The organism is Yonghaparkia sp. Soil809 (genome assembly GCF_001429705.1).
Lineage (GTDB): Bacteria > Actinomycetota > Actinomycetes > Actinomycetales > Microbacteriaceae > Microcella.
This window is the reverse complement of record NZ_LMSV01000002.1, coordinates 191129-209978: the sequence shown is the minus strand read 5'-3', so window position 1 is coordinate 209978 and position 18850 is coordinate 191129. Positions and strand designations below refer to the sequence as shown.

Below are 18850 nucleotides of genomic sequence, written 5' to 3'. Positions count from 1 at the left end.
CCTCTCGTGGGGGTTCGGTCGTGGTCAGGGCAGAGCGATGAGGCTGGGGTCAGCTGGCGAGCTCGTCGATCCAGCCCGCGCGCAGGCGCAGTCCTCGCTCCGCGCCGCCCAGCACGGCACCCAGACCGATGAGCAGGTTGACGGCGAGGGGCAGCTGGATGGGCGAGGTGACGACGCCGACCGAGTCGGCGATGAGCGGGATGCGCGACAGAGCCTCCACGAGCTGCGGAAGCTCGACGCACAACCCGGTCACGACGAGCAGCACCGAGATCACTCCGATCGCTCGACTGAATGCCGGGCGTCGCCGGTGAAGCTCCTCTCGTCGCCCTTCGGCGCTGGCCGGGTGGGGGGCGAGCGGAGTCTCCGAGCCATCGACGGCGACGAAGTGGCATCTCCTGAGCCCGAAGCCGCTGATGGCGACCTCGATGCGGCCGCCGGGCACGTCGAACCGCGCAGGGAGCCCTGAGGAGGCCTGCAGGGCTCCGTCGACGTAGAGCCGGGCACGCACGACGCCGTCGGAGAGGTCGCCACCGCGACGGACGTCGACAGTGAACGCACGAGACGCATCATCGGCGCGACCGTCGACGGGCAGGTCGATGGTTCGCAGGGAGCGGCCGAGGAGCTGCCACCAGCGGAATCGCGGAAGCGGAGAGCCGTCGCCCGGACGAGGGCGACGAAAGGGTCGTAGGAGACGGGCCATGGGCATCCCTTCGAAGTCAACTAGTACAACGTGCTAGTGGCGCGATCGATGACACTAGCACACTGTGATAGACATGAGGGAGGAGGTCGGAATGGACACTGCGTCACAGCCGGGAACGCGCGAGCGAATCCTCATCGCCGCGGCGACGATGCTCGGCGAAGACCCGACCGCGCGCTTGAGCGTGCGCGCGGTCGCCGCGCGGGCTCAGGTGAGCACGGGCTCGTTGCGGCACTTCTTCCCCACGCAGCGGGAGCTCATCGACACCGTCATCGCGGCGATTCACGACGTCGAGCTGCCCGACGACCCGATCGAGAACCGCGCCGTCTCGGCCGAGCAGCGACTCGTCGACTGCCTGCGCCTCGTGCTGTCGGTCGTGGGCGTCGGCGCGCCGGCACGGCAGCGCTTCGCCGCGATGCACGAGGCCTACGTCGCCGCACCGGTGAGCGACGATCAGGCGACGACCTTCGCCGCGCTCGAGCGCCTCGACCGCCACCGCCTCGAGCGCTGGCTGCAGGTGCTCGCCGACGAGGGCGCGATGCCGGCGGGCTCGGTCGAGAGCGGCGCCCGGTTCTTGTCGACGGTGCTCACCGGACTCCTGACCGAGCGCGCCCTGCCGACCGACGCCGCCCGACTCGCGGCCGAGACCCAGACCCTGCACCGTGCCGCGCGCGCGGTGCTGACCGACGACCCCGCCGAGGAGGCGACCCATGAAGACCCCGCACCCGCACCCCCCGGCTGACGCGCGACTGCTCCGTCTATCGCGCGCGCATCGCGGTCGACTGGTCGCCGTGGCCGTCGCGGCGGCGCTCGGGCTCACCGGCTGCGCTCCCGTCGTCGACGAGTCAGCGCAGTCGGTCTCCCCCTCCCCCTCGACGACGGGGCCGGATGCTCCGCTCGAGTCGAGCGGACGCGTCGCAGCCGAGCTCGCCGCACTCGAGACCGAGTACGGCGCGACGATCGGCGTGCTCGCCCGTGACACCTCGTCGGGAGCATCCATCGCCTTCGGGCAGGATCGCCGGTTCGGGTTCGCGTCGACGATGAAGGCGCCGCTTGCCGGGATCTTCCTCGATCGCGTCGAGGGCGCGGCTCGCGACGAGGTCGTGCGCTGGAGCGCCGCACAGGTCGAGGAGGCCGACTACGCGCCCGTCACCGCCGAGCGCATCGCCGAGGGGCTCACGCTCGCCGAGCTCGCGGAGGCGGCGGTGCGGCAGAGCGACAACCTCGCCTTCAACCTCGTGCTCGAGCGCCTCGGCGGCCCAGCGGCGCTCGACGCCGCCCTCGCCGAGCTCGGCGACGAGACCACCGAGGTCGTGACCCTCGAGCCCGAGCTCAACACGATCGAGCCGGGCAGCACCGACGACACGACGACGGCCTCAGCCCTCGCCGGCACGATCGAGACGCTGCTGCTCGGCCCGACGCTCGACGTCGACGACCGCGCCCTGCTGCTCGACTGGATGAGCGGCAACGCCACGGGCGACACGCTCATCCGCGCTGGGGCGCCCGAGGGCTGGGTCGTGGCCGACAAGTCGGGCGGTGCGGGCGCGATCCGCAATGACGTGGCGCTCGTGACCCGACCCGAGGGCGCTCCGATCGTCATCGCGGTGCTCACCCAGCGCGACGACCCGGAGGCGGACAGGGACGACTCGCTCGTGGCTCGCGCTGCGGAGATCGCGCTCGACGCGTTCGCCGACGAATGAGCGGCTGGCCCTTTGACGGAGATCGCCGCGGTGCCGTGGCACGGTGGTCTTCCGCCCACGCACCGCTTCCGACCCTCCGCTGCTTCGCGAGGCCACACTCGCGAACATGAACTGGAGCGGGCCGCGCTTCAGCTTCGCGGCGATCGTCGACGGGGCCGAGGCCAGCGTGGGGCGGGCAGTGCTGCTGCCCGCTGACGACCCACTCTACGGCTTCGTTCACGCCGCGACTTCTGAGCTGAGCCTGACGACGTTCGAGCCGTTCCTGGCCGGGGTTCGATCGGCGAGGATCTCGATGAGGTCGAGCTCGGGTATCACGGGGGCCACGGATCGCGAGCCGCCTTTACTTGGACCCCTCATGCCCCTAGTCTTGTTGTAGAACGTTATCCAGCCTACCGCGGCGCGTGGCTCGCGTCGGGCGATCGGGTGACGCCGTTCGACGAAAGGCACGGCCGCGCACGTGAACCCCACCCTCACCAGTTCCCCTCGGCGCGTCACGATCGTCGACGTCGCGCGTCACGCCGGCGTCTCCGTCGCCTCGGCGTCGAAGGTGCTTCGCGACGCCTATGGCGTCAGCGAGGAGATGAAAGAGCGCGTGCGGGCGTCGATGGCGACGCTCAACTACCGGCCGAATGCCGCCGCCCGCGGGCTCCGCGGCAAGACCTTCACGCTCGGCGTATCGGTGCCCGATATCGACAACGAGTTCGTCTCCGCGCTCGTCGAGGGCATCCTCTCGGTGACCGAGCCGACCGAGTACGAGGTGCTCATCGGGCCGGCTGGCAACGCCTCAAGCTCGCAGGCGAAGGTCATCGACGCCATGGTCGATCGACAGATGGATGGACTCATCCTCTTCTCGCCATATGGCTCGGCCGATCGCATCGCCGAGATTGCCGGAAGCACGCCGACGGTCGTCGTCTCCCGCCACGGAGCCTCCCGCGTCTACGACACCGTCGTCGGCGACGACATGCTGGGGGCACGGCTCGCCGTGCAGCACCTTATCGACCAGGGCCACGAGCGCATCGCCTACATCACCCACAGCGACGGCGATCAGACCGACCCGCACTCTCCGCAGCGCGTGCGCGAGCGCGGCTACCGCGAGGCCATGTCGCTGCTCGGACTTGAAGCGCGCATCGACGTTGTGCCTTCCACGTGGAGCAGGACAGGCGGCACGCAGGCCGCCCGCACTCTGCTCGCGCGCGACGAGTTGCCCACGGCCGTGTTCGCCGGTGCGGATGTCGCGGCGTTCGGCATGATGAACGTCTTCGGCGAGCACGGCACACGACTCCCCGCCGACGTCTCGCTCGTCGGCTACGACAACACCTCGGTCGCGCAGCTGCGACCGGTTTCGCTCACGAGCGTCGATCAGGACGCCTCCTCGCTCGGCGAACACGCCGCGCAGCTCCTGCTTGAGCGCATCGACGGTCGCTCCGAGGCGCGCCACGTCGTCATCACGCCTCGACTCGAGGTGCGCGCGACGACGGGGGAACCGCGCCGCACCGACGGGGCGGCGGACTAGCCGGCCGCCGCCCGTGCGCGCGATCGACAACGCCACCGCGCTCGCTGTCCGGCTGCAGTCGCCGCCGAACCTCCATGCCGGATCGCCGCCGGTCGACAAGGCAATGAGACCATCGGTAGCTGCGCTCACCCCTGAGATCGAGGCGCGCATCACGGTCGCGCTCGCGCGCTGTGGCGCCGAGTTGTCCGCCGACCCCGCGGTCGTCGCGATGCTCGACCTGCTTGCCGACCTCGACCGGCTCGTCGTCGTCGGCGACTCGCTCTCGGCCGATAGGTGCTCGTGGGTCGAGCAGCTGCGCGGGGTGCTTCGCGCACTCGGGCAGGCGCCGAGCATCCGCAATCTCGCTCGGTCAGGGGCGACGACGACGGATGCTCTCGCCCAGCTCCCTGGAGCCGAGGGCGGCCGCCGATCCCCCGCCGTGGTGCTGCTCGGCACCAACGACCTGCGTCGATTCGATCGCGAGGCCCGGCCACGTGTCTCGCTGCCGGAGACCCTGTCGTCGCTCGACCGCATCGTGACCGCGCTCGAGGGCTCCGGACATCACGCAACCCTCGTCGCTCCCCCGCGCGTGGACGGCGAGCGGGCGTCGCACTGGCCCCACTTCGTCGACGCTCGCATCGCCTGGCACCCCGACGACCATGCGGCTCTCGTCGCGGGCATGGTGTCGCTGGCGGCACGGCGCGGGATTGCGATCATCACGCTCAGCGAGAGCGACGCGATCGAGCTCTCCGCCGACGGCGTGCACCCGACGGTCGTGGGTCACATGGGGCTGCTCAGAACCCTGCTCGAGCGCCTCGCGGCACGCGCCTGACCCCCGCCCGCACGTATCCGCTCGCCGGTAGCGGCAGGGTGTCCTCCACGGTGAGCTGCCACGCGGCGAGCAGCTCCAGGAGCTCGCGCAACTCGCGCTCGTACTGGGGATCGGCCGCGAGATCGGCAATCTCGCCGGGGTCGGCGTCGAGGTCGTAGAGGACGAACCCGGAGTCCGAGTCAGCGACGAGCTTGAACCGGCCCCGACGGACCATGCGCATGCGTCCTGCCTGGGTGACCGCGTTGAGCTCGTCGAAGCAGGGGGCTCCCGGCGGCTCCTCCCCGACCGGCAAGCCGGGCACGAAGGCGAGCTGCTCAACGTCGGCGGCCGTGAATCGCTCGCCGCCGATGCCCTGCTCCCCGTACGCACTCGTGAGATCGGCGTCGATCGACGGTTGCTGGTCGCGGAACGACGCGAGCAGCGGGGCGCCCTGCACCCCCTCCGGGACGGCGATGCCCAGGTGTTCGCACGCCGTCGGGAAGATGTCTGCGAGGCTCACACACTCGTCGCGCGGCTCGATGGATGGGTCGACGCCCCGGCCCCGCACGACGAACGGCACGCGCATGAGCCAGTCGGGAACCCCGGCACCTTTGCGCATGAGCCCGTACTCGCCGAAGTAGTCGCCGTGGTCGGAGGTGATGATCACGAGCGTGTCGTCGAGCCGACCGCTCGCGTCGAGGTGCCCGATGAGACGGGCGATCTCGTCGTCGATGAAGCGCAGCATCCCGAGGTAGTTCGACCGTGCCCGCGGGATGAGGGCGCTATGCCCCGGCTCCCCTTCCTCCGCAATCCGTCGGAGGTGCCGCCAGGCGAAACCGGCCGTGTCGAGGAACTCAGCCCCGACCCTCGGCTCGGGGATCACCTCAGGCGCGAAGAGGTCGAAGTACGGCTCGGGCACCTGATATGGGTTGTGCGGCTCCGGGAACGAGACTTGCGCGACGAACGGAGTCGCGGGGTCGAGTCCGCCGAACCAGTCGATCGCCGCATTCACGATGCGGTGCGGCGACTGCACCTCGGCACCACCCGGCGCCGGCGACGCTACTGTGCGGTGGTTCAGACCCGTGAGCCACTCATCGAACGCGCGCTCATCGCCGCTTCGGGGGCCCGTGAGCTGCCCCCCGTGGCTGAACTCGAGATAGTGGTCGACGTCACCCTCGCGCAGATAGGTGTGGTTCTTCCCGATGAGGGCGGTCGCGCACCCGTGTTTACGGGCTGCGGCGAAGAGATCGCTGCCCGCAACGACGGCATCTCGCGCGGCGTTCTGGGTCACGCGGTGCGCGCTCGGGTAGCGGCCGGTCAGCAGGCTCGTGCGGGCCGGCGAGCACGTCGGGGACGTCGTGTAGGCGCGGCGGAACCATCGGCCCTCGCGCGCGAACGCGTCGACGAACGGGGTGATATCGAGCGGGTAGCCCTCTCGTGCTGTGAGGTCGGCCCGCTGCTGGTCGGTGATGATGATGAGCACGCTCTGCGCGGTCATAACGAGCATCCTTCTGCACTGATGGTGGAGCGACGGTCGACGCGCACGAGCGTCCACGAGACGGGCGGGAGTTCGATGCGCACCGACCCGCCTTCGAGCACGGCGGTGTCGTTCGCGGCGGGAACGACCCGGAGCGGGTCGTCTGCCGTGTTGGCGGCCCACGGGTCGCGATCAGACAGCGTCGTCGCCTCGAGGAGGGCACCGGCACCCCCGACAAGCGACAGCTCGACGCGGTGCGCGGACTCGACCGAGCGATTGACAATGAAGACGGACAGCACGCCGTCCTCATCCAGCACTGCGGCTGCCCGCACGGCGTCGACCGACCCGTGCTGCTGGGTCTCGATCGAGGGACTGGCGACGCGCACGGGGATGCTCTGGCCGCGGCCGAACCGCGATGTCAGGCTGAACGGGTAGAAGGTCGTCCGCCGCCACGCCGGCGCCCCCGCGGGTGCGGCGATCGGCGCGATCACGTTGACGAGTTGCGCGAGCGAGGCACTCTTAACGCGATCGGCGTGACCGAGAAGCGTGATGAGCAGGTCTCCCACGACGACAGCGTCAGCGAGCGTGTAGTCGTCCTCGCTGATCGGCGGATTCACCGGCCAGTCATCACCGGCCGGCAGCGTCCCGGGGACGCGCGACTGGTACCAGACGTTCCACTCGTCGAAGGAGAGCAGGATCGTCTTGGAAGATCCACGCTCGTCGCGCACAGCATCCGCATGCGCCACCACGTCGCGGATGAATGCGTCCATCGCCGAGCCCGAGGCCAGGAAAGACGGAAGATCGCCGTCGATCGGCTCGTAGTAGGCGTGGCACGAGAGGTAGTCGACGTCGTCGTGGGCGTGCTGCAGCACGGTACGTTCCCATTTTCCGAAGGTCGGCATATCCGCGCTCGATGAGCCGCAGGCGACCAGCTCGAGCCCGGGGTCGAGCTGTCGCATGGCTTTCGCGGTTCTCGAGGCGATCCGCCCGTACTCGTCCGGCGTCATCTGACCCAGCTGCCAGGGGCCGTCCATCTCGTTGCCGAGGCACCACATCCGCACGCCGTAGGGGTCATCGCGCCCGTGCGCGCGCCGCAGTTCTGACAGCGCCGTGCCGCCGGGATGGTTGGCATACTCGAGCAACTCAAGCGCCGCGTCGATGCCGCGCGTCCCGAGATTCACCGCGAGCATGAGGTCTCCGCCCACGAGCTCGAGCCAGCGCGTGAACTCGTCTAGCCCGAATGTGTTGGGCTCCGCGCTGTGCCAGGCGAGGTTGAGCCGAGCCGGTCGCGAGGGTACCGGGCCGACGCCGTCCTCCCACCGGAATCCAGAGACGAAGTTGCCTCCGGGGTAGCGGATCGTGGTAACTCCGAGCTCGCGGACGAGCTCTATGACGTCGCCACGAAACCCCGCGGCGTCGGCGGTCGGATGCTCGGGGTCCACGATTCCGCCGTAAACCCCACGCCCCATGTGCTCGACGAACCCGCCGAACAGGCGACGATCGACGGTGGCGATGGCGGCATCCGGATCAATCTCAACCCTTACGACCTGCCCGGTCATCCTTTCAGCCCGCCCTCGGTGAGCCCGGAGATGACCTGACGCTGCGCCACCACGTAGACGATGATGAGCGGCAGGCTCGACAGGATCACGTGGGCGAAGACCTCGTTCCAACGGATAATGTTCATCGACGCTGACGCGAAGGTGAACAGGGTGACGGGCAGCGTGGCGCTGTCGGAGCCGCGCAAAAGGAGCTGCGCGAAGAACAGGTCGTTCCATACCGCGATGACGAGCAGAACGGCGCCCACGAACATCACAGGCTTCAGCAGCGGCAGCAGGATCTGGAAGAAGATCCGCAGGCGGGAGGCACCGTCGATCGCGGCCGACTCTTCGAGCTCTCGTGGGATGCCCTTCACGAAACCTGTGGCGAGAAAGATGAAGAGCCCGATCCGGGTGCCGATCATCATCAGCGCGTAGCCCGAGAGTGAGCCGTCTAGGTTGAGGGCGGTGAGGACGAAGATTGTCGGGATGACTGCCGGCGGTAGCAGAATCGACAGCGCACTGACGTAGTAGAGGCTCTGCAGCGTCATCGACGAGCTCCGCGAGTAGACCCACGCCGCCATCGCGCCGAGCAGCAGTACGGCCGCAATCGTAGGGATGGCAATGAGGATGCTATTGCGCAGCCCGGTGAGATAGTTGCCGGCCGTGATCGCAGCCGTGTAATTCTCGATCAGCTGCCACTCGGTAGGCAGTGCGAGCGTCAGATCGGCGGCCTCGCGCTCGGTCTTGAACGAGTTGACGACGAGAAGCCACAGCGGCACCACAAGCCACGGGATCGCGAAGATCGTCAGCAGTGTGTAGCGGAGCGCTGTGGGCCCACGTCGGGAAGCGATACGGGTAGCGGGCCGGGTGCGAGCGATGACGGTCACGAGGCCACCTCACGTCGGCGGAGCCACATCACGAGCGGGACGGCGAGGACGATCACGAGGATCGTCACGAAGAAATTCAGCGCGCTCGCGACCCCGAAGAAGGAGTACCCGAACTGCTGCACGACGGCGAAGTTGAGCGTGGTCGTGCTGTCGCCCGGCCCGCCGCCGGTCATCGACGCCACCACGTCGTACGCGCTCAGCGCGCCGATGAGGGTCGTCACGATGTTGAAGGTGAACGCGGGTGCGAGCAGAGGGAAGCTAATGCTCCAGAACCGACGCCACCGGCCGGCGCCGTCGATGTCGGCGGCTTCGAGCAGCTCTTTCGGGATGCTGTTGAGCCCCGCGATGTAGACGAGAGTCGCGACGCCGCACCACTTCCAGGCGTCGACGAATGCGACCCAGAAGACGGCCCAGTATGGGTCGCCGAGCCAGGCGAAGTCGAAGCCGGGCGCGCCGAGCGCGATCGTCGCGTTGAGCGGACCGTCGGGGCTGACGATGGCACGCCAGATGTATCCGCCGGCGAGCGGAGAGATCAGCACCGGCACGAAAAAGATGGATCGGAAGAACGTCGTCGCGGGGGTCGCATCGCGGAGGGAGAGCGCGAGCGAAACGCTGACGATGTTCTGCACGAGCATGCAGATGACCGCATACACAACGGTGACGACGGTGCTGGTGACGAGGACGCCGCGGTCGGCGAGCAGCGTGAAGTTGTCGAGAGCGATGAACCCGATCTCTTCCGAGTAGCCCGTCCAGGACGAGAACGCGAACGGAAGGTTGAGCACAAAGGGAATGACGAAGAAGACGACGACGAGCGCGACCGAAGGGGCGACGAATGCGGCGCTTCCGAGGGCCTTGCGCCCCCGGATCCATCGATCGTCGTACCGGCGAGGTGAGCCGGTTCGGTCGACGGATGAAGCCACGAGGCCCAGATGGGGCGTCGGGCGGCCGAGGATCGTGCGACGACGAGGCGGCCCCGCGGGGCGTGCGCCGTGCGCACGCCCCGCGTTCTTCCGCTCCCCAGTCGGAATGCCTACCATCCGTCGACTCCGGCAGCCCTCGCCGCCTGCTCGACGGAGACGACGAGCTCGGTGACTCCGTCAACGGCCGTGGTCTGTTCGGCCAAGATCTTCGAGGTCACCTCCTTGAGGGCGACGAAGCCCGGCACGCCGGCATTGACGCCAGGTGAGGCGTTCTCAGCCGCGGCCTGGAAGGCGAGCTGAAGCTCGGAGAATCCGTCGGGCGTCGTGGCGCCTTCGTAGATCGGGAAGAGCGGGCCGGAGTCGACCATGGCCTGGTAACCCTCTCCCGTGGCGAACTCGATGAACATCCGCGCCGCGAGCTCTTTCGCAGCATCGCCAGTCTTCGGCGCGTAGTAGGTGCCGAAAGGGCCATAGTTCGCCGTGGCGGTGGAACTGTCCGCAGAGAGCCCCGTGAAGCCGACCTTGTCGTCGAGACCTTCGCGGTCGCCCTCGTTGTAGCTAACGAGGCTCTCGTAGAAGTTGGAGTGCAGAGCCGTCATGGCTGCGCGGCCGTCGATGACCGCAGCGAGGGAGTCCTCGAAGCTCGTCGTGGTGGCGTTCTCGTTGACGCAGTCGCTCTCAACGAGCTCCTGGTAGAACTCCAGGCCCTCGACCATGACTCCATCCGGGTCGCCGAGATCGACCTCCTTGGCAAGCACCGCCTGGCCGAGCGCGCCGTCGACGTTGGCATCGGCCATGTAAAGCAGCGGGATTAGCTGCGTCGGCCAGACGCTCGCCCCCGATTCGAAGATCGGGGCGATTCCGGAACCGGCGAGCCCTTCACATATGTCGAGCAGGTCGGTCATGGCGGTCGGCGCCTCGAGTCCTGCCTCCTCGAGGACGGCCTTGTTGTAGTAGAAGCCGTACACCTCGGGGAACTGTGTGAGTGCGCCGTAGGTGACGCCGTCGATCGCGACGGTCGATTGCGCGCGGTCGACGAAGTCCATGTCCGAGAGATCCTGCATGTTGACCACCGGGTTGAGCGGCAGCAGCAGCGACGTGATCGCGTGGTAGGTCAAGACGTCGGGTCGGTCGCCGGTCGCCCAGCGAGTCGTCGTGGCTTGCTCGAAACCATCACACGGGATGTCGACGATCTCGAGGGTGATGCCTGTCGCCTCTTCGAAGGCGTCATACATGCCCGTGATGGCCGGCGTCGCGCACGCGCCGTGCCAGAGGGTGAGGGAGTCGGCGGGTTCGACCGACTCGTCGATTGTCTCGGCTGCCGGCGAGGCGCAGGCCGCGAGCAGTGTTGCGGTGGCGACGGCGGCGACCGCCGCCGTCGTGAGTCGTACGTTCACAGTGACGCTCCTTTGAGTCAGCGGGTGATGTAGAGAACGTTATTCGAGAACGTTCTACAGCGCAATAGCGCGGGCGTAACAACGAATTGGTGGCCGCCGGACTGCTGTTGTCAGCGATTGGCCGCGAGCGTTGCGGCGTAAATGCACAGTCGGGCCTGGAAAAGGTCGCTCGGCAGTGTGAAGTCGAGGTCGAGCCGCTCTTCCAGCCGTGCCAGCCGTGAGGCGACACTGCTGTGATGCATGTGCAGCGATTGGCCGGCGGTGCGCAGAGTGCCGAGCGAAAGGTACGCTTCGAGCACCTCGAGGTCGACTGCTCCCGACTCTTGGCCGGCAAGCTCGCGGAGGACGCGCACGCGCGGATCCGACATCCAGCGCTCCGGCTCCACCTGTGCGAGATGAATCATCGGACCCAGGTCGTCGGCGTCGACGATTGACGATCCAGAGGCGCGACGGCGAGCAAACCGGAGCGCCGTCCGCGCTGAGTCCCAACCTGTCGGCGCCTCGAGGGCGGTACCGGGCACCCCGATGCCGAACCGGGCTCGAGCCGATGACGCGACGCGGCTGCCTGCGATGAGGTCGCGCACCGTTCGCACGAGCGTTTCGGTCTCCCGACCCGGGTTCGGTTGAGCGATGACGGCGCCGACGGGGCCTAGACGAGCTCCGCGCACCTTCATGGTGCTCGCGAGCTGATGGAGGAGCTCTTCGACCGGTGCGTCGACGCCCGCACCGTCGTCATCGAGCGCGACCGCAATGAGCACCGAGGCAGCATCGGGCGAGAGCCCAAGCCTGCGCAGCGCCACGCTGCGCTCGGCAAGCGGCTCGCGGCCCGAGAGGATCAGCTCAAGGGATGTGGGGTCAGAGAGCTCGGTGGGCTGACGAACGGGCCGCTCTCGAGACGCCGTCGTGGCAACGATGGCGAAGCGCTCGAGTACGAGGGCATCGAGGGGGTTCGGGTCGCCGGCGCGCTCGATCCAGGCTCGAATTCCGCCCACCGTCTCCTCCAGCACCGCGTCGGGCGATCGCCCGCTCAAGCGCGCGCCGCTCGAATCGAAGCGCAGCGTCGTTCCGTCCGACAGGGCGAGACCCGCCGGCGCTTCGGCGATCGCCGCCGCGCCACGCACGATCATCTCGGCCGTCGCGGAGCGCATCGCGAGAGCGTCGAAGTACGCGATGACGCGGAGCGCGGCCTCGGTCTCCGAGTCCATCGTGGACAGCTTCAGCAACAGGGCTTTCATGGGCTCGTCGCCCTCTGCGCGGTGAGTGTCATGTCGGCTGCACGTCCTGACCTCCCACGAGCCGTCGGCGCAGCACCGCGATCTCCTCGGCGGCCTCTCGCTGCGACACCTCCGCGTAGTGCAGGGCGGAGGAACCGTGGAACGTGCCGGGGAAGAGGTGCACTTCCAGCCGCACGTCGTCGGCGAGCATCCGACGGGCGAGCTCGAGTCCCTCGTCGCGCAGCGGATCGAACTCCATGAGCGCGAGGTACGTGGGCGGAAGGCCCGCGTAGGTCGCCGCTCGGGCGGGAGCGGCGTAGGGCGGGACGTCGGGTGAGCCGGGTGTGATGTCGCCGAGGTAGTGTTTCCAGCTGATCTGAGCGTCGCGACTGGTGAATCCCGGTGTGTCCATGTACTTCCGCATGCTCTCGGTCTCGAGCCGGTCGTCGAGCTCCGGGGAGACGAGGAAAAGAAGGCGGATGCTCGGCCCGCCCTCATCACGCGTCCGCAGGGCGAGGGCCACGGCGAGCCCGCCGCCGGCACTCGTGCCGTGGACGGCGATACTCGAAGGATCCACGCCCAGATCGTCGGCGCGCTCGGTTAGCCACTCGAGGGCCACGGCGCAATCGTCCAGGCCCGCCGGGTACGGATGCTCGGGCGCGAGCCGGTACTCGACCGCGGCCACGACGACGTCGAGAGCCGTCGCGAGGTCGCACGCCTGGCCGTGCACCGATTCGACCGAGCCTCCGACGAAAGCTCCACCGTGCAGCAGAAGGACTGCGGGGCGCGCACTGCGACCGGCCGCCACGGGGGTGTAGGTGTGCACGGTGACCGCAGACCCTTCGGTGCCGAGCTCGACAATCTGGTGATCGACGTTGGCCGGGGCGGGGCGGGCTCCGGCGAGAGAGATGCGCCGCCACACCTCGCGAAAGCGGGGAACGTCATCGAGGGTCGCGTCTGCGAGAAGGATCGCGCCAGCCCCGATCTCCTCGTCGAGCGGATACTTCCGCCAGAGCCGGTGTCGATGGCTCGCGTCGGGGGCGGCGGCGCTATCGCGGGAGTCCATGGGAACAGGATGCGCCCGCGAGGGGCGATCGGGGTAGTTCTCGCGTCGGGATATCCGCCGCCAATGCGCGACGCGTGGCGGATGCGGCTCGCACTTTCGCGGGTCATCCTGAAGCAAGCATCGAGGCCGCCCGCTTCGAGCACGATTCCTGGAGGTGCGCAATGACGCGCGTTGACTTGACCACACGACTGGGCCGCGCCCGACGCGCCCTCTCGGGCTCCGCCCTTCTCCTCGCCACGGCGATCGTTCTCACCGCATGCTCGGTCGACGGCGGTCCGACGAACGACCCCGGTGCAGCATCCGGTGTCGGAGACGGCATCGACACCCGACCCAGCACGCCGTTCGAGCCCAGTGACGAGGCCGGCGAGACGCCGCCGCGCACCGGCGGCCTCGCCGCGGCGATGAACGTCGTCAACGTCGAGGTGTTCGCCGCCACGTCGCGCTCGATGGGCATCGCGGCCGAGGAGTTCGGGCTCGACTTCACCGAGACCGTCGCCGACGGCGACCCGGCCCGCAACATCGACCAGCTCAACTCGCTGCTCAACAACGACGTCGGCGCGGCGTTCGTGTGGGATGTCGATGTCGCGGCGCAGCGCCCCGTCGTCCGCGAGCTCATGGATGCCGGCGCCGCGGTCTTCACGCTCTCGAGCGGCCCGTCGACGATGCCGATGGTGGCCAACCAGCAGCAGATCGGCGAGCGGATCGGCGGCGCGGTCACCGAGTACATCGACAGCGAGCTCGACGGCGAGGCCAACGTCGTCATCTTCAACCTCGACTCGCTGCCGAACATCAAGCCGCGCTTCGACGCGATCCGCACCGCGCTCGGCGAGGTGCCCGGCGTCGAGGTCGTCTCCGACGTGCTGTGGGACACCTCCGACCCCGACTCGGGCTTCACCTCGATGAGCACGATCCTGCAGGCGAACCCCGACGTCGACATCGTCGTCGGCCCCGACCCGGTCGTGCTGAGCGCGCTCGCGGCGGTCGAGGCGAGTGGCATCGACCCGAACTCGATGGCCTTCTTCGGCTCGGATGGCGAGCCGCAGGCGCTCGAGCTCATCGCCCAGGGCGGCCCGTACAAGGCGACCTATGCGTTCAACTTCGCCATCGTCGGCTACGCGGCCGGCGTGTGGGGCGCCGACTGGATCGAGGGGCGCACCATTCCGTCGCTGACGATCATCGAGGCCGTGCAGCTTGACAGCCCCGAGGCGATCGAGCAGTACAACGCCGACGTCGCCGACCCCGCGACGGCGTTCGAGGAGCGCCTCAGCACGTACCTGCAGCCCCTCGGCGGCATCAGCTACGAAACCCGCACCGAGTACTGGAACGAGGACAACCCGCAGTGATCTCCCTCACCTCGCGAGGATCCTCGCTCGCGGCGTGGTGGCGCCCCCGGAACCACATCGGGGGCGCCACCGGGCGCGCCGGCCTCATCGCTCTCGCCGCCGCGCTCGTCGTGCTCTTCTCTCTTCTCAATCCGAACTTCACCGGCACGGGCAACCTGTCGACGATCCTCGTCAACGTCTCGGGCACGCTCGTCGCCGCGATCGCGATGGCCCGCCTGCTCACCGCAGGCCAGATCGACCTCTCGATCGGCGGCATGATGGCTCTCGTCGCTGTCTCGGGCGCGTGGGTCATGCGCGCGACCGACAACTTCCTCGTCGGCGCCGTCGCGACGATCGCATTCGGGCTCCTGCTCGGGCTCGTCAACGGACTGCTCGTACGAATCCTGAAGATCTCGCCGATCATCGTGACGCTCGCCCTGCTCGGCGTCTATTCAGGCCTCGCCTTCGTCATTACGCAATCGCGACCGATCTTCGAGTTGCCGAGCGAGATCGAGCTCGTGGGCCGCTTGCGCGTGGCGGGCATCCCGGTCGTCATCCTCGTCGCAGGCGTCGTGTTCCTGCTCGGCGCGATCGCGCTGACACGAACGGTCGGCGGCGTGCGCAGCTACGCCATCGGCGGGGATGCCCGTGCCGCGAGCGCCCTCGGCATCGACGTGCCGCGCCACCTCACGTACCTCTACGTCTACATGGGCGGCTCGGTCGGGCTCGTCGCGCTGCTCACGTTCGGTCGCCTCGGCAGCGCGAGCCCGAACCTCGGCGTCGGGCTAGAGATCGCGGTCATCACCGCCGTGATTCTTGGCGGCGTCGGGTTCGCCGGCGGCACCGGCCGCCCGCTCGGGGTGTTCTTCGGCGTCATCACGATCGGGATCCTCAACGCCGGCCTCATCTTCGTCGGCATCAGCGACTACTGGCAGACCGTCATCGGAGGTGCCGTGCTGCTGCTCGCCCTCGGCGCCGATCAACTCAACGAGCTGCGTCGCGCGCGCTCACGCCGCGCTGGCCAGGAACGCGTAGACGGCGCGCGCGACGAGGGGCTAGTCGATCCGGAGGCGCTCGTCGCCCACGTCGAGCCCGGCGAGGTGGCCCTGTCGGCGCAGAACTTGCGTAAGTCGTACGGCGCCGTCACCGCGGTCTCCGACGTGTCGCTTCAGCTGCGCGCTGGCCAGGTCACGTGCCTGCTCGGCGACAACGGCGCCGGCAAGAGCACGGTCATCAAGATGCTCTCGGGCCTCGTCTCCCCTGACGGCGGGTCGATCGAGCTCGCCGGCAGCCAGTCAACCGACGGCCTCGACTCGCTCGAGCTGCGCGAGCGCGGCGTCGAGACGGTCTACCAGGATCTCGCGGTCGCGCCCAACCTCGGCGCCGCCTACAACCTTGCCCTCGGCCGCGAGCCGCGCAAGTTCGGCCGCGGAAGCCTGGCGTTCTTCGACCGTCAGACGGCGATCGCCGACGCGTCGACACGGCTGAGCTCGCTCGGCATCGTGCTCGACGACTACCTCGCGCCGGTCGCGTCGCTCTCAGGCGGTCAGCGGCAGTGCGTGGCAATCGCGCGCTCGGATGTGGCGGACGTCAAAGTGGTCATCCTCGACGAGCCAACGGCGGCGCTCGGCGTACGGCAGCGCTCGCTTGTGCTTCGGCTGGCGCGTACGCTCGCCGACCGCGGCGCTGCAGTGCTCATGATCACGCACGACGTCGAGTCGGTGGGCCTCATCGCCGACCGCGTCGTCGTACTGAACCTGGGCCGCGTCTCGTTCGACGACGACGCCGGCTCGGTGAGCACGCGCGACCTGATCCATCTCATGGCCGGTCTCGAGATCGAGCGCCCTCGCGAGGCGGTGATCGATGACGGGCGCTAGCGAGACGACGGCGGCGGATGCTCAGCTCGAGCTCCTCCGACCCGAGCTCGCCGCGCACCTCGAGGCGATTCCCGACTACCGCCCGGGTGACGTCGACCTGATCAGAGCGACCATGGAGGCAGCGATCGGCGTTGGGCTCCCCGCGCCATCCGAGGTCGTGACAGTCGACGCGGGCGGCGGTCGCGGGGTCGAGCTGCGCATCCACCGACCCTCGGGGGTACGGTCGGGCGGCGCGCTGCTGCATGTGCACGGCGGCGGCTTCGTCATGGGGTCGGCGGCGCTGTATGACGGGGTGTGCCGCGAGCTCGCGGAGGCGACGGCGTGCACGGTCGTCGCGGTCGACTATCGGCTCGCGCCGGAGCATCCGTACCCGGCGGGGCTCGATGACTGCGCGCTCGCGTGGTCGTGGCTCGCGGCGCATGCGGAGTCACTTGGTGTCGATGCGTCGCGGCTCGCGCTCTATGGCGAGAGCGCGGGCGCCGCGCTTGCGATGGGCGTCGCGCACCGGTTGCGTTCGTCGGATGACCAGCCCGCGGCGGCGATCGTGCTGCAGGAGCCCGTTGTCGACGACCGACTCTCGAGCGCGTCGTCGCAGCGCTTCACGCGCACGCCGATCTGGAACCGCGCGCTCGCGGAGTGGAGCTGGGACTTGTACCTGGGCAGCGCGCGATCCTCTCCGCCGCGGGAAGCGGCACCAGCTCGGCTTGCGGACTTCGTTGGCTTCCCACCGACATTCATTTCAACGCGTGACCTTGACCCGCTGCGCGACGAAGGGCTTGCACTCGCGCGACGGCTCATCGATGAAGGCGTCGCTGTCGAGCTCCGGCACTATGCCGGCACGCTGCACGGCACACTCGGGATCATCGGGCCCCGCGTACGCGAGCGGATACTACGCGACGCAGTGGAGTTCGTAATCGAGCGGCTCAGCACGAACTAGCGGCGCACCGCATGCTCGACACGTCGCGAAACTCAGCGGGTGTGGCGTTGGTAGGCCGACATGTAGGCGGCGCGCACGTGAGGCTGCGGAGGATGCTCGACTGAGGCGTGCACGGTGAGCGGCCACTCGGGCAGCGCGCCGGCGAGCATTCCGGCCGCCTGCCGCGCGGCGCCGCGGGCCACGTACTCTCCCGGGTCGGGCACGTCGACCGGCAGGCCGAGCACCTCGGAGGCGATCGCCGGCACCGCCGCGGAGCGCGCGGCGCCGCCGACGAGCAGCAGGCGCCGAGGCTCGAGGCCGTGGCGCACGATCGCGTCGAGTCCGTCGGCGAGCCCGCAGAGCATCCCCTCGATCGCCGCGCGGGCGAGGTTCTCGCGCGTCGTCGAGGCCAGCGTGAGGCCGCTGAGGCTCGCGGTCGCATCGGGCAGGTTCGGGGTGCGCTCGCCCTCGAAGTAGGGCAGCAGCACGACGCCATCGGCGCCGGGCGACGCGGCGAGGGCGAGCTCGGCGAGGCCGTCGTGATCGACGCCGAGCAGGCGTGCGACCGCATCGAGCACACGGGCCGCGTTGAGCGTCGCGACGAGGGGCAAGAAGGCGCCGTCGGCGGAGGCGAAGCCCGCGACGGTGCCGCTCGCGTCGAGCACGGGCTCGGAAGCCACCGCGAAGACCGTGCCGCTCGTGCCGATCGAGATGACGACGTCGCCCGCGCTCGCGCCGAGTCCGAGGGCGGCGGCGGCGTTGTCGCCCGCGCCCGATCCGATCGGGATGCCGAGCGGGATACCGCGCGCACCTGTGACGCCAGCGCGTTCGAGCGGCCCGAGCACCCGAGGAAGTCGAACCCGACGGCCCAGCGCGCGCTCGAGCAGCTCGAGGTCGTAATGCCCCGTCGAGGGCGACCAGTACGCTGTGCCGCTCGCATCCGAGCGATCGGTCGTGAGCTCGGCCAGCTTCGGCCCGTGCGTGCTCTCGCCCGCCGGTCCGAATCCGCGCAGTCGCCAGGTGAGCCAGTCGTGCGGCAGGCACACTGCGGCGACGCGACCAGCGCTGTCGGGCTCGTGGTCGCGCAGCCAGCGCAGCTTCGTGGCCGTGAACGAGGCCACGGGCACCGAGCCGGCGCGGCGGGCGTACTCCTCGGCGCCGACCTCGTCGATCAGGGCCGCGGCGGCCGCGGCCGAGCGGGTGTCGTTCCACAGGAGGGCGTCGCGGACGACCCGGCCGTCGGCGTCGAGGGCGACCATGCCGTGCTGCTGGCCCGCGACCGCGATGGCGGCGACGTCGTCGAGACCGCCGGCGTCCGCGATCGCGGCGAGGAGGGCATCCCACCATGCCGTCGGGTCGACGGAGGTGCCGTCGGGGTGCGGCGCGCGGCCCTCGCGCACGATGGCTCCGGTCTCGGCGTCGACGACGACGACCTTGCAGCTCTGGGTCGACGAGTCGACGCCGGCAACGAGGGTCATGGCGGCTCCTGGGAAGGGTCGGTCGAGGCGCGCGGCGAAACGGCGTCGCGCGCCCCGA

Annotated in this window: 16 protein-coding genes; 7 read left to right on the top strand and 9 right to left on the bottom strand. The window is 69.3% G+C overall.

Annotated elements, in window-relative coordinates; all coding sequences use genetic code 11:
* Nucleotides 1-49: 49 nt before the first annotated feature.
* Nucleotides 50-700 carry a hypothetical protein gene (locus ASG83_RS08545; protein ID WP_200959277.1) on the bottom strand — a complete coding sequence of 217 codons (651 nt, stop codon included), beginning with the start codon at nucleotides 698-700 and terminating at the stop codon, nucleotides 50-52.
* A gap of 91 nt (nucleotides 701-791) precedes the next feature.
* On the opposite strand from ASG83_RS08545, the gene ASG83_RS08540 reads away from it, so the two are divergent.
* The 4 genes from ASG83_RS08540 to ASG83_RS08520 all read left to right on the top strand — a co-directional run bounded on the left by ASG83_RS08540 (nucleotide 792) and on the right by ASG83_RS08520 (nucleotide 4721).
* Nucleotides 792-1439, top strand: a complete 648-nt coding sequence (locus ASG83_RS08540; RefSeq protein WP_055859964.1) for a TetR/AcrR family transcriptional regulator — start codon at nucleotides 792-794, stop codon at nucleotides 1437-1439.
* Entirely contained in the window at nucleotides 1408-2397 is a 990-nt protein-coding gene (bla, locus tag ASG83_RS08535; RefSeq protein ID WP_082599178.1) for a class A beta-lactamase, read from the top strand. Before ASG83_RS08540 ends, bla begins: the two co-directional genes overlap by 32 nt.
* A 457-nt stretch (nucleotides 2398-2854) precedes the next feature.
* Nucleotides 2855-3910 carry a LacI family DNA-binding transcriptional regulator gene (locus ASG83_RS08525; protein WP_055859957.1) on the top strand — a complete coding sequence of 352 codons (1056 nt, stop codon included), beginning with the start codon at nucleotides 2855-2857 and terminating at the stop codon, nucleotides 3908-3910.
* A 13-nt stretch (nucleotides 3911-3923) separates the two neighbouring features.
* Complete coding sequence (locus tag ASG83_RS08520; protein ID WP_055859954.1) at nucleotides 3924-4721, top strand: SGNH/GDSL hydrolase family protein; 798 nt, start codon at nucleotides 3924-3926, stop codon at nucleotides 4719-4721.
* On the opposite strand, the gene ASG83_RS08515 is transcribed toward ASG83_RS08520, so the two are convergent.
* From ASG83_RS08515 to ASG83_RS08485, 7 genes are all read right to left on the bottom strand, one after another.
* Nucleotides 4684-6198: a sulfatase gene (locus ASG83_RS08515; RefSeq protein WP_055859951.1), complete on the bottom strand. Its 1515-nt coding sequence runs from the start codon at nucleotides 6196-6198 to the stop codon at nucleotides 4684-4686. The genes ASG83_RS08520 and ASG83_RS08515 overlap by 38 nt on opposite strands.
* Nucleotides 6195-7367, bottom strand: a complete 1173-nt coding sequence (locus ASG83_RS08510) for an alpha-N-arabinofuranosidase (RefSeq protein WP_369813390.1) — start codon at nucleotides 7365-7367, stop codon at nucleotides 6195-6197. The genes ASG83_RS08515 and ASG83_RS08510 overlap by 4 nt, the downstream gene beginning before the upstream one ends.
* A 365-nt stretch (nucleotides 7368-7732) precedes the next feature.
* Nucleotides 7733-8602, bottom strand: coding sequence for a carbohydrate ABC transporter permease (locus tag ASG83_RS08505; RefSeq protein WP_082599176.1), 870 nt, complete (start codon nucleotides 8600-8602; stop codon nucleotides 7733-7735).
* Nucleotides 8599-9522 (bottom strand): carbohydrate ABC transporter permease, encoded by a 924-nt coding sequence (locus ASG83_RS08500; RefSeq protein WP_200959276.1) that lies wholly within the window; start codon nucleotides 9520-9522, stop codon nucleotides 8599-8601. Before ASG83_RS08500 ends, ASG83_RS08505 begins: the two co-directional genes overlap by 4 nt.
* 110 nt (nucleotides 9523-9632) lie before the next feature.
* The gene (locus ASG83_RS08495; protein ID WP_055859944.1) at nucleotides 9633-10919 is read right to left on the bottom strand and encodes an ABC transporter substrate-binding protein; all 1287 of its coding nucleotides are present in this window, start codon (nucleotides 10917-10919) and stop codon (nucleotides 9633-9635) included.
* Nucleotides 10920-11029: 110 nt separating this feature from the next.
* Nucleotides 11030-12154 carry a helix-turn-helix domain-containing protein gene (locus ASG83_RS08490; RefSeq protein ID WP_055859940.1) on the bottom strand — a complete coding sequence of 375 codons (1125 nt, stop codon included), beginning with the start codon at nucleotides 12152-12154 and terminating at the stop codon, nucleotides 11030-11032.
* Nucleotides 12155-12182: 28 nt separating this feature from the next.
* A complete protein-coding gene (locus ASG83_RS08485; RefSeq protein WP_082599174.1) occupies nucleotides 12183-13199 on the bottom strand; it encodes an alpha/beta hydrolase in 1017 nt (338 codons plus the stop codon).
* A 176-nt stretch (nucleotides 13200-13375) separates the two neighbouring features.
* Between ASG83_RS08485 and ASG83_RS08480 the strand changes: the two genes are divergently transcribed.
* The 3 genes from ASG83_RS08480 to ASG83_RS08470 are packed head-to-tail and all read left to right on the top strand — an operon-like array spanning nucleotide 13376 to nucleotide 17335.
* On the top strand, nucleotides 13376-14542 hold the full coding sequence (locus ASG83_RS08480; RefSeq protein ID WP_055859937.1) for a sugar ABC transporter substrate-binding protein: 1167 nt from the start codon (nucleotides 13376-13378) through the stop codon (nucleotides 14540-14542).
* Nucleotides 14539-16398, top strand: a complete 1860-nt coding sequence (locus tag ASG83_RS08475) for an ATP-binding cassette domain-containing protein (protein ID WP_055859935.1) — start codon at nucleotides 14539-14541, stop codon at nucleotides 16396-16398. The genes ASG83_RS08480 and ASG83_RS08475 overlap by 4 nt, the downstream gene beginning before the upstream one ends.
* A complete protein-coding gene (locus tag ASG83_RS08470; protein WP_055859932.1) occupies nucleotides 16385-17335 on the top strand; it encodes an alpha/beta hydrolase in 951 nt (316 codons plus the stop codon). The genes ASG83_RS08475 and ASG83_RS08470 overlap by 14 nt, the downstream gene beginning before the upstream one ends.
* A 32-nt stretch (nucleotides 17336-17367) precedes the next feature.
* Here the strand turns inward: ASG83_RS08470 and xylB are convergent, their stop codons facing one another.
* Nucleotides 17368-18792: a xylulokinase gene (xylB, locus tag ASG83_RS08465; protein WP_055859929.1), complete on the bottom strand. Its 1425-nt coding sequence runs from the start codon at nucleotides 18790-18792 to the stop codon at nucleotides 17368-17370.
* Nucleotides 18793-18850: the final 58 nt, after the last annotated feature.

Coding starts and splice junctions, on each gene's coding strand:
- ASG83_RS08545 (WP_200959277.1), bottom strand. CDS start 700: ATGGCCCGTCTCCTACGACCCTTTCGTCGCCCTCGTCCGGGCGACGGC.
- ASG83_RS08540 (WP_055859964.1), top strand. CDS start 792: ATGGACACTGCGTCACAGCCGGGAACGCGCGAGCGAATCCTCATCGCC.
- bla (WP_082599178.1), top strand. CDS start 1,408: ATGAAGACCCCGCACCCGCACCCCCCGGCTGACGCGCGACTGCTCCGT.
- ASG83_RS08515 (WP_055859951.1), bottom strand. CDS start 6,198: ATGACCGCGCAGAGCGTGCTCATCATCATCACCGACCAGCAGCGGGCC.
- ASG83_RS08510 (WP_369813390.1), bottom strand. CDS start 7,367: ATGCTCGCGGTGAATCTCGGGACGCGCGGCATCGACGCGGCGCTTGAG.
- ASG83_RS08490 (WP_055859940.1), bottom strand. CDS start 12,154: ATGAAAGCCCTGTTGCTGAAGCTGTCCACGATGGACTCGGAGACCGAG.
- ASG83_RS08485 (WP_082599174.1), bottom strand. CDS start 13,199: ATGGACTCCCGCGATAGCGCCGCCGCCCCCGACGCGAGCCATCGACAC.
- ASG83_RS08470 (WP_055859932.1), top strand. CDS start 16,385: ATGACGGGCGCTAGCGAGACGACGGCGGCGGATGCTCAGCTCGAGCTC.
- xylB (WP_055859929.1), bottom strand. CDS start 18,792: ATGACCCTCGTTGCCGGCGTCGACTCGTCGACCCAGAGCTGCAAGGTC.